General features: G+C 71.4%; 10 protein-coding genes. 3 read left to right on the forward strand and 7 right to left on the reverse strand.

What is annotated here, in order from left to right:
* On the reverse strand, window positions 1–1,529 hold a 1,529-nt coding region (locus ACWCO3_RS25605), incomplete at its 3' end, for a thiamine pyrophosphate-binding protein (protein ID WP_450012426.1).
* Complete coding sequence (locus tag ACWCO3_RS25610) at window positions 1,522–2,646, reverse strand: baeRF2 domain-containing protein (RefSeq protein WP_145782316.1); 1,125 nt, start codon at window positions 2,644–2,646, stop codon at window positions 1,522–1,524. The genes ACWCO3_RS25610 and ACWCO3_RS25605, both read right to left, overlap by 8 nt.
* A gap of 142 nt (window positions 2,647–2,788) precedes the next feature.
* Between ACWCO3_RS25610 and ACWCO3_RS25615 the strand changes: the two genes are divergently transcribed.
* A complete protein-coding gene (locus ACWCO3_RS25615; RefSeq protein WP_208745177.1) occupies window positions 2,789–3,337 on the forward strand; it encodes a hypothetical protein in 549 nt (182 codons plus the stop codon).
* A gap of 39 nt (window positions 3,338–3,376) precedes the next feature.
* Here ACWCO3_RS25615 and ACWCO3_RS25620 read toward each other — a convergent pair whose 3' ends face one another.
* Complete coding sequence (locus tag ACWCO3_RS25620) at window positions 3,377–3,715, reverse strand: DUF3817 domain-containing protein (RefSeq protein WP_145785665.1); 339 nt, start codon at window positions 3,713–3,715, stop codon at window positions 3,377–3,379.
* Window positions 3,716–3,870: 155 nt separating this feature from the next.
* On the opposite strand from ACWCO3_RS25620, the gene ACWCO3_RS25625 reads away from it, so the two are divergent.
* Together ACWCO3_RS25625 and ACWCO3_RS25630 are read left to right on the forward strand one after the other, a co-directional pair.
* Window positions 3,871–5,349: a glutamate--cysteine ligase gene (locus ACWCO3_RS25625; RefSeq protein WP_357838191.1), complete on the forward strand. Its 1,479-nt coding sequence runs from the start codon at window positions 3,871–3,873 to the stop codon at window positions 5,347–5,349.
* A gap of 98 nt (window positions 5,350–5,447) precedes the next feature.
* The gene (locus ACWCO3_RS25630) at window positions 5,448–6,530 is read left to right on the forward strand and encodes a S66 peptidase family protein (protein WP_450012429.1); all 1,083 of its coding nucleotides are present in this window, start codon (window positions 5,448–5,450) and stop codon (window positions 6,528–6,530) included.
* A 43-nt stretch (window positions 6,531–6,573) separates the two neighbouring features.
* Here ACWCO3_RS25630 and ACWCO3_RS25635 read toward each other — a convergent pair whose 3' ends face one another.
* The 4 genes from ACWCO3_RS25635 to ACWCO3_RS25650 all read right to left on the reverse strand — a co-directional run.
* Window positions 6,574–6,960 carry a DUF2267 domain-containing protein gene (locus ACWCO3_RS25635; RefSeq protein WP_145782332.1) on the reverse strand — a complete coding sequence of 129 codons (387 nt, stop codon included), beginning with the start codon at window positions 6,958–6,960 and terminating at the stop codon, window positions 6,574–6,576.
* Between the two features lie 108 nt (window positions 6,961–7,068).
* Window positions 7,069–7,653, reverse strand: a complete 585-nt coding sequence (locus ACWCO3_RS25640) for a GNAT family N-acetyltransferase (protein ID WP_145782338.1) — start codon at window positions 7,651–7,653, stop codon at window positions 7,069–7,071.
* Between the two features lie 159 nt (window positions 7,654–7,812).
* The gene (locus ACWCO3_RS25645; protein WP_145782344.1) at window positions 7,813–8,985 is read right to left on the reverse strand and encodes a zinc-dependent alcohol dehydrogenase; all 1,173 of its coding nucleotides are present in this window, start codon (window positions 8,983–8,985) and stop codon (window positions 7,813–7,815) included.
* Window positions 8,986–9,014: 29 nt separating this feature from the next.
* Window positions 9,015–9,720: SRPBCC family protein (locus ACWCO3_RS25650; RefSeq protein ID WP_450012432.1), on the reverse strand; the 706-nt coding region annotated here is incomplete at its 5' end.

Below are 9,720 nucleotides of genomic sequence, written 5' to 3' on the forward strand. Positions count from 1 at the left end.
GAGTTCCTTGAACGCCCGGTCCGGCTCGACGGCGGTGCTGTCCGGGTGGCCGAGCACCGAGGCGATGGGGCCAGCCCACCGCCCATGCCGTTCTGGTCCCGGTTGTTGAGCACCAGCACCACCAGGCGAGGGTCCCGCCACTGCTGCCAGTGGTGGGAGACGGTGATCAGCTCGGCGAGCCCGTTGAGCTGCATCGCCCCGTCGCCGACCAGCGCGACCACCGGTTGGTCGGGGGCGGCGAGCTTGGCGGCCACCGCGTACGGCAGGGCGCAGCCCATCGAGCCGAGCGTGCCGCACAGTTGGGCGTTCACCCCCGGCGGCAGGGTGAGGTGCCGGGCGTACCAGTAGAGGACCGAGCCGACGTCGACCGCGACGGCGCCGGTGCCCGGCAGCCGGGCGGACAACTCCTGGAGGACGAGTTGCGGGTTGACCGGGTCGGCGGGCGCGGCGACCCGGTCGGCGGCGACGTCACGCCACCGGTCCACCGAGGCCTCCACGGTGGCGCGCCACCGCTGCTCGGGTTGGCCGCGCAGACGGGTCAGCAGCGCCCGCAGGGTTTCGGCGGCGTCACCGACGAGCGGGACGTCGGCCGGGTAGCGGGCGCCGATCCGGCGACCGTCGATGTCGATCTGCACCGTGCGGGCCTGTTCCGGCATCGGGAAGTAGTCGGTCCACGGGTCGTTGGTGCCGACCATCAGCAGCGTGTCGCAGCCGCCCATCAGTTCGGCCGCGGCCGGGGTGCCGACCTCGCCGAGGACACCGGTGTGGAACGGTAGCCGCTCGTCGAGCACCGGCTTGCCCAGCAGTGAGGTGGCCACGCCGGCACCGAGCCGGTCGGCCACCTCGATGATCTCGGGGGCCGCGTCGCGGCCGCCCTGGCCGACCAGGATCGCGACGCGCTGGCCGCCGCTGAGCAGTTGGGCGGCGGCGTCGAGGTCCACGTCGTGCGGCAGCACCCGGGCCAGCGGCTCACCCGGGGTCGCCGAGACCACCCCGACGGCGGACGGCTGCAGGTCGGGCACCACGGCCTCCTGCAACTGCCGGGGCAGCACCACGCAGGTCGGGCTGCGGGTCGCCGCCGCCGTACGGAACGCCTGGTCCAGCAGTGCCGCAACGTCCTCGGGGCTGCGGCCGTACCGGACGAACTGGTTGCACACGTCCCCGAAGAGCCGGCTCAACCCGATCTCCTGGTGCGCGCCGCCGAGTGGCCCGGAGATGTCCTCCCCGACGATCGCGACCACCGGTTTGCTGTCCAGCTTGGCGTCGTAGAGGCCGTTGAGCAGTTGGACGGCGCTGGGCCCCTGGGTGGCGAGGCAGACCCCGATGCCGCCGGTGAACTTGGCGTGCCCGGTGGCCATGAACGAGGCGGTCTCCTCGTGTCGCGCCGGGATGAACGCCGGTTCGCCTCCGGTGCTCTCCAACGCCTCGACCAACGGGGCGATCGCCGCCCCCGGGTAGCCGAAGGCACGGGGTACCCGCCAGGCCAGGAGCCGTTCCACCACCAGGTCCGCGACGAGGCGCTCAGCCATTGCCGCGCCCCGGTGTGCTGGGGTCGACGTAGCGCAGCACCGCGCCGACGCCGTCGGTCAGCTCGGGCGCCTCGTCCGGTCCGAGCACGGTCAGCGCGGCGTCGGTGCCGACGAGCGCCCGGACCAGCGCCGCGTCGGCGCGTACCCGTTGCGGGTCGTCCACCGACATGGCGGCGAGCTGCCCCGGGTCGACGGCGATCTCGGTGGGCTCCGCGCCGATCCACAGCTCACCGTTGGCCGACGGGTCGTCCACGATGATCATCGTGTCCACCTGGTTGCGTTGCAGGGCCGAGACGACCGCGTCGAGACCGCCGCCGACGTCCTCCTGCACACCGAACTTGTCCAGCGCGGCGGCGATCCGCTGGTCGGCGACCTCCGCGATGGTCTGCACGGTGAGGTCGTCGAGCATCGTCTGGTCGGCGCCGCCGGCCCGGGATCCGGCGTCGGTACGGACCACGAGGTCCTGCCACCGCTCTGGCATCTGCGCGGCGATCATTCCGGTGGCGCGGACGTCACCGGCGACGACCACGACGTCGGCGCCGACCCTGTCGGCCAGGTCCACTGTCGCGGCGGTGACGTCGCCGGCGTTCTGGTGCCAGGCCTCCATGGCCGCCCGCTGATACCGCGACTGGGACCAGCCACCCGGCTTCGTCCGCCGCAGCGGGAACTCGTCCCGACCGGCGACGTGCGCCCGCCGGGGAACCCCTCCGGCGCTGACCGCCATGGCATCGGCGCCCATCCGGTCGGCGATCACCCGCACCCAGGCCACCTGTTCGCCGCGCTGGGCGAGCAGCGGCATGACGTGTGGCAGCGGCGCGAAACTGGCCAGGTCGCGCCGTGGCGGCGCGGACAGGTACTCGGAGAGCACCACCCGGCCGTGACTGGCGAAGACCGCGAGGCCGTAGTCCCCGACCATCGGGTCGTGCCCACGGATCACCCGGTCCAGCGCGGCGATGCTCGCCTCGTCGGCCCCCTGGTCGGCGAGTTGACCCTGCAAGGCGCGCCAGCGCAGGTCCAACGCGGGATGGGCGTCCTCCGTGTCCGCGGAGGCGTCCAGGTACACCGAGCACCACGGCCCGGGACGGTCGTAGAGCGGGCGCAGGAAGGACAGCTGCATGCTCGACCCCTTTCCAGCTCGGCCCCCCGCTTACCCCTGTCGCCCGGGATGTCACCTCGCTGCCGTGAGCCCGTGACCAGGTTTCATTCACGTCGTTCAACCGAGGACGTCGATACGATCTGTGAACACAAGCGGACTCTCGGTGGTGGAGATGGACAGCGGACTCGATACCCGACGGATCGTGCACCCGACGGAGCGAATCGTCACGGGGCGCCTGATCCGCCTGTTGGACGGTTACACCCGCGAGGTACGCATCGGGCAGCCGGTGCTGGTGGCGGTGCTCGCGGCGGCGGCGATCGCCAGCCTGCCCGCGCTGCTGCTGCGCTCGCTCTTCTCGTTCGGCGGTGGCGGCTCCCGTCGCCGCTGGAAGCAGTTGAAGCAGGGCCCGGAATATCTGGTCACACCGGTGCGACTGCGCAACACCGCCGGTCAGCTCTGCGAGGTGGAGCTGCACGGCCATCTGCCGCAGAGTGCGCTGCACCCGGCGGACCAGGTGCAACTCACCCTGCGTCCGCAACGGGACCCGGAGCTGCCGCCCCGGATCGAGCGGATCGTCAACCTCACCACCGGGCAACTGCTGACCCCGCGTACCGCGACGCTCTGGTCGCACCTCGGGCCGCCGTTGCTGTTGCAGGCGTTCCTGGGCGGGCTCTTGCTGGCCGGGGTCGTGGCCTGTTCCGCGCTGACCTGACCGCCCCCGACCCGGATCAGACCTGACGGATCAGCCCGTTCAGCCGACCGGCGCGGGCTCGCGGGCGGGCTGGCGGTCGACGCCGAGCATGCCCCGGCGGCGGGCCCAGCGCTCGAAGATCAGAGTGGCGAAGGGCGGCACGGCGCACGCCAACGCCAGGGCGGTGGCCGGCAGGCTCCACCGGTGCAGCCGGGCCACGGCCAATACCAACAGGCCGTACGCGACGAACAGGCCGCCGTGGATCGGCCCGAAGATCTTGACGCCCAGCTCGTTCTCCGGCGGGCCGTACTTGACCAGCATGCCGACCAGCAGAGCCAGCCAGGAGCAGGCCTCGGCGATCGCCGCCGCGACGAACAACCGGGTCACCTTCTCGCGCATCCGCACGCCACCACCTCTCGGAGCCGCAATGCTATCGGGGCAGGCTGACTGGGCTATCAAGGCGTGCGGCTGGGTAGGAGAAGACCATCGGGTCTTCCCCCGCCCGCCGATGACGTGCGAGGTTAGGGGTGGCCAGCGGTGACAGGGTGGTGACCATGGGCGAGGACGTCGGCGTACGAACCTTCAGTCGAGAAGATCGGGCCCGCTATCGCGACAAGGTCCGCCGCTGCCTGGATGTCTTCGCGGAGATGCTGCGCGAGTCGCGCTTCGACGTCGACCGGCCGATGACCGGCGTGGAGATCGAGCTGAACCTCGTCGACGAGTCGTCGAACCCGGCGATGCGCAACGCCGACGTGCTCGCGGCCATCGCCGACCCGAGCTTCCAGACCGAGCTGGGCCAGTTCAACGTGGAGATCAACGTGCCGCCGCGCCGGCTGACCGGCACCGGCACTGCTGACTTCGAGGAGTACGTGCGGGCCAGCCTCAACGCCGCCGAGGTGAAGGCGCGGACGATCGGCGCGCACATGGTCATGATCGGCATCCTGCCGACGTTGCGCCCCGAGCACCTGACCGCCGAGACGCTCTCGGCCAACCCTCGTTACAAGCTGCTCAACGAACAGATCTTCGCGGCTCGCGGTGAGGATCTGCCGATCGCCATCAGCGGCGTGGAACGGTTGGCGGTCACCGCCGACACGATCACCCCGGAGGCGGCCTGCACCAGCACCCAGTTCCACCTTCAGGTCAGCCCGCCCCAGTTCGCCGACTACTGGAACGCCGCCCAGGCGGTCGCCGGCATCCAGGTCGCGGTCGGCGCGAACTCGCCGCTGTTCTTCGGCCGGGAGCTGTGGCGCGAGACCCGCATCCCGCTGTTCCAGCAGGCCACCGACACCCGGTCGGAAGAGATCAAAGCCCAGGGGGTACGCCCCAGAGTCTGGTTCGGTGAACGCTGGATCACCAGCGTGTTCGACCTGTTCGAGGAGAACGTGCGCTACTTCCCGGCGTTGCTGCCGGTCTGCGACCCGGAGGACCCGGTGCAGGCCCTGGCGGCCGGTGAGGTGCCCAACCTCAACGAGTTGCGCCTGCACAACGGCACCGTCTACCGGTGGAACCGCCCGGTGTACGACGTGTCGCGCGGCCGGCCCCACCTGCGGGTGGAGAACCGGGTGCTGCCGGCCGGCCCGACCGTTTTGGACACCGTCGCCAACGGCGCGTTCTACTTCGGGCTGGTCCGGGCCCTCGCCGAGTCGGACCGACCACTGTGGTCGCAGATGTCGTTCAGCGCCGCCGAGGAGAACTTCACCAACTGCGCCCGGCACGGCATCGACGCGCAGGTGTTCTGGCCCGGCCTCGGCTACCTTCCGGTGACCGAGCTGGTGCTGCGCCGGCTGTTGCCGCTGGCGCATCACGGGCTGGACCGGTGGGGTCTCGACCCGGCTGAGCGTGACCGGTTGCTCGGCATCATCGAGCAGCGCTGCCTGACCGGCCGCAACGGCGCGAGCTGGCAGGTGGAGACGCTGCACCGACTGGAGTCCGCCGACCACCTGGACCGGCCGGAGGCGTTGCGCGAGGTGGTCCGTCACTACGTGGACCTGATGCACAGCAACCGCCCGGTGCACGAGTGGCCCATCCCCTAGGTCCGTCCGTCCGTCCGTTGTGGACACTCCGGTTGATCGATGGTTGTCGTAGGCTGTAGCGGCTCGCACATCGCTTCGGGGACGATGAGGAGACGCCGATGGCCACGTCTGGAACAGATCACTCTTTGACCGAGGGACCCGCGCGGGCAGCCCTGTCCCGGCGGCGGGTGCTGGGGATGGGCGCGGCAGCCGCCGGCGGCGCAGTGCTCGTCGGCCCGGTCGAGGCGGCACAGGCCGCGCCGGGAGGCCCGAAGCGGGTGCTGCGGGCACCGGCGTTGGCCCCCGGTGACCGGGTTCGGGTCGTGTCGCCCGGCAGCACTCCCAACCCGACGAACATGGCCCGTGGCATCGAGATCCTGCGCGGCTGGGGGCTGGAGGTCGAGCTGGGCACCCATGTCTTCAGCAAGTACGGCTACCTGGCCGGCACCGACGCCCAGCGGCTGGCCGACCTGAACGCCGCGCTCAACGACCCGGGTGTCCGGGCCGTCTTCGCCGCTCGCGGCGGCTACGGCACGCAGCGGATCGTGGACCGGATCAACGTGGCGGGTGTCCGGCGCGACCCCCGGGTGGTGGTGGGCTTCAGCGACATCACCAGCATCCACGGCAAACTCTGGCGCGAGACCGGTCTGTCCACCTTCTACGGCCCGATGGTCAACTGGAGTGACAGTCGCACCGGCCCCGAGTCGGCCGAGGCGCTGCGCAAGGCGGTGATGACCACCGAGCCCGTCACGATCACCAGGGATCCGGCGGAGACGGCCGCCCCGGTGGTGGTGCCGGGGCGGGCGTCGGGTCCGCTGCTCGGCGGCTGCCTGACGTTGCTCTCCACCTCGCTCGGCGCGGGCGACGCCCCGAGGTTCGACGGCGCCATCCTGTTCTTCGAGGACGTGGACGAGGCGCCGTACAGCATCGACATGATGCTGACGGAGCTGCGCCGGGTGGGCGTGCTGTCCCGGGTTGCCGGGGTGGTCATCGGCCAGATCACCAACAGCGTCGGCGAAGTCGACGAGTGGGATGCGGCGGCGGTGCTGAAGGACCGCCTGTACGACCTGGGTGTGCCGGTCCTGGGCGGGCTGCGGCTGGGGCACGGCAACGGGCAGCTCACGGTGCCGCTCGGCGCGCGGGCAACGATCGACGCCGAGGCGGGGACCCTGACCGTGGAGGCCGGGGTCCGCGCCCGCTGACCGCGTGGCCCGCGCAGCCGCGCCGGCCGCGACGCCTCGGTGCTCAGCCGCGTGGGGCGGGCACGCCGAAGAGATCGGTGATGCCGCCGGGCAGTTGGGCGAGCAGGTCGTGCCGCTCGTCGTCGTTGAGCGCCTCGGCGACGGTACGAAGCACCGCCTGGGCGTGTTCGCGCACCTGGTCCGCGTTCTGGACCTGCTCGCGGTCGCCGACGTGCTTCAGGAAATCGCCGACGTCCCACCGACGGCCCTGCGGGTTGCGGGTGACGGACCCGTTGAGTCGCTCCGGCAGTTGCGCCGCCAGGTTGTCGGCCTCCTGGCCGGCGAGCCGTTCCCCGAGCACCGACAGGACGGCCTGCACGGACCGGACAGCCTCGTTCTCCCCGAGACCGGCGCGTTGCCGGACCGTGGCGATCATCTGCTCGTACTCCATGACGCGCTCCCTCCCCTCGACCGCCGACCGTCCGGCCAGCGGGCGAACCCGGCGAGTTCCCCGGGTCCCGGGTCACAAACGGGGACGCCCAACGACCCGGACGTTCCGTCATCTAACGGGCAGGGCTTCGGCGAGCTCCGCGGGCGGCGGGTCGTCGCGCAGTCGGCTGTAGAGGTAGCCGTCGCGCCACTGGCCGGCCCGGAACTCGCAGGCCCGGATGACGCCTTCGAGCTGAAAGCCGGCCTTCTCCAGCGACCGCTGCTCGGCCAGGTTCTCCGGGTGGGTGCCGGCCTGGATGCGCTGTGCCGGCGTGTGCTGGAAGAGGTAGTCGCAGAGAAGCGCCTGCGCCCGCCAGCCGATGCCCCGACCCCGCCACGGCGGCAGCAGGACGATGCCGATCTCCCAGTACGACGCCCGCCCGGCGTAACGCCCAGCGGTGTAGCTGACGATGCCGACGGCGGCCCGTTCCTGTTCGACCTCCACGACGAGCCGTCCGTCGTCCTCGCCGAGGTAGCCGTCTACGGCGAACCGCCTGGCCGGCGCGCCGGCGTCGCGGAAGCCGGCCCAGTCCAGCCCGATCAGGCCCGGCTCGGTGCAGAACCGCCGGAGCATTCCCAGGTCGGGCTCGGTGACCGGCCGCAGCCGGACGGTGAGGTCGGCCGAGACCGGCACCGACGTGCCACCACTGTCCATGGCGACACGCTAGCCGCCGGACAACGGGAGACGCGCCCGGAGTTTGCGGCGCAGGGCGACCTCGGGTGGCGGCCGGCCCCTTTGGACCTGAATCGTTTACGGCATCAGCTCCAGAGGCAGCGCGCGAAGCACTCCGCGGCCGGCAGGGTGGCCGCCCGGTCAGACCTTGAGCAGCACCTTCGTGCAGTCGTCCTGCTTCTTCTGGAAGATCTTGTAGCCCTTCGGGGCGTCGCGCAGCGGCATCCGGTGGCTGACGATGAAGCTCGGGTCGATCTCGCCGCGCTGGATGCGTTCCAGCAGCGGCCGGGTGTAGCGCTGGACGTGGCACTGACCGGTCCGCATGACCAGGGAGCGGTTCATGAACGCGCCCATCGGGAACTTGTCGACGAAGCCGCCGTACGCGCCGACGACCGACACCACCCCGCCCGAGCGGCAGGCCAGGATCGCCTGGCGCAGGGCGAACGGCCGTTCCGTCTCGACGCGCGCGGCCTGCTTCGCCCGGTCGTACGCGTACATCGCGGCGTTGCCGTGGTGTCCTTCCAGGCCGACCGCGTCGATGCACGCGTCGGGGCCCCGGCCGGCGGTCATCTCGTTGAGGGTGTCCAACACGTCGGACTCCTCGTAGTTGATGGTCTCGGCATCGATGTGCTCCTCGGCCAGCCGCAGCCGGTACGGGTAGCGGTCGATGATGATCACCCGCTCGGCGCCGAGCAGCCGGGCGCTGGCCGCGGCGAACAGCCCGACCGGTCCTGCACCCCAGACCGCGACGACCTGACCGGGTTTGATGTCGCACATCTCGGCGCCCATGTAGCCGGTCGGGAACACGTCGGCGAGCATGACCGCCTGGTCGTCGGTGACCTCGTCGGGCACCTTGAGCGGGCCGACGTCGGCGAACGGCACCCGGGCGTACTCGGCCTGACCGCCGGCGTAGCCGCCAAGCAGGTGGGAGTAGCCGAAGATGCCGGCCGGCGAATGCCCCATGATCTTCTCGGCGATCCCGGCGTTGGGGTTGGAGTTCTCGCACACCGAGTAGAGGCCGCGCTGACAGGACGAGCAGTGCCCGCAGGCGATCGGGAAGGGCACCACCACCCGGTCGCCCGGTTTGAGGTTGCGGACCTGCGGGCCCACCTCGACCACCTCGCCCATGAACTCGTGACCGAGGATGTCGCCCTTGCGCATCGCGGGGATGTAGCCGTGGTAGAGGTGCAGGTCGGAGCCGCAGATCGCGGTGGTGGTGATCCGCACGATCGCGTCCCGGGCGTTCATGATCGTGGGGTCGGGTACGTCGATCACCTTGACGCTGTCGGTGCCCATCCAGGCGGTGGCCTTCATTCTCGGTCCCTCTCGAAAGCGTGGACGGATCAGCGGCGGGACGGCGGCAGCGGCTGGGCGGGGCGCTGTGCGGCCTGTTGGCGTACGGAGATGCCGTTGGGGCTGCTCTCGGAGCGGACCACCTCGCCGGTCTCCAGCACCTGCTTGAACCGGCGCAGGTCGTCACGGACCTGCTGCTCGGGTTCCTCGCCGAAGAGCTTCGCCACCACCCGGCCGAGCGCTCCGGCCGGTGGCGCGTAGCGCAACTCCACCCGGACCTCGGTGCCCCGGTCACCGGGCGCGGGCACGAAGCGCACCCGACCGGCGTTGGGCACGCCGGTGCCCGGCAACGATCGCCAGGTGATCGACTTGTTCGGCTGGTCGTCGATGATCTCGGCGTCCCACTCGACGTGTCGACCTGCCGGGCCGCGGGCGACCCAGTGCGAGCGGCGCAGGTCGTCGGCGCGTACCGATTCGAGGTGCGCCATGAACCGGGGCAGGTTCTCCACGTCGCGCCAGAACCGGTACGCCTCGGCGGGAGACCGGTTGACCGTCACGGCGATCTCCATCCGGATCACCCGGGCGCGAGCCCGGCGGGCCCGGCCGATGCGCACGGCCGAGAGCACGTCGACGGCGGTGATGCCGGCGATCGCGACTGTGGTCAACGCGGCCCGGCGGCGACGTTCACCGCCCCGGTCGGCGAGGGCACGCCCGAGCAGGGTCAGGTCCATGGCGTCGCCGGCGACCCGGCTCCAC

This window comes from Micromonospora sp. NPDC002411, assembly GCF_053592955.1.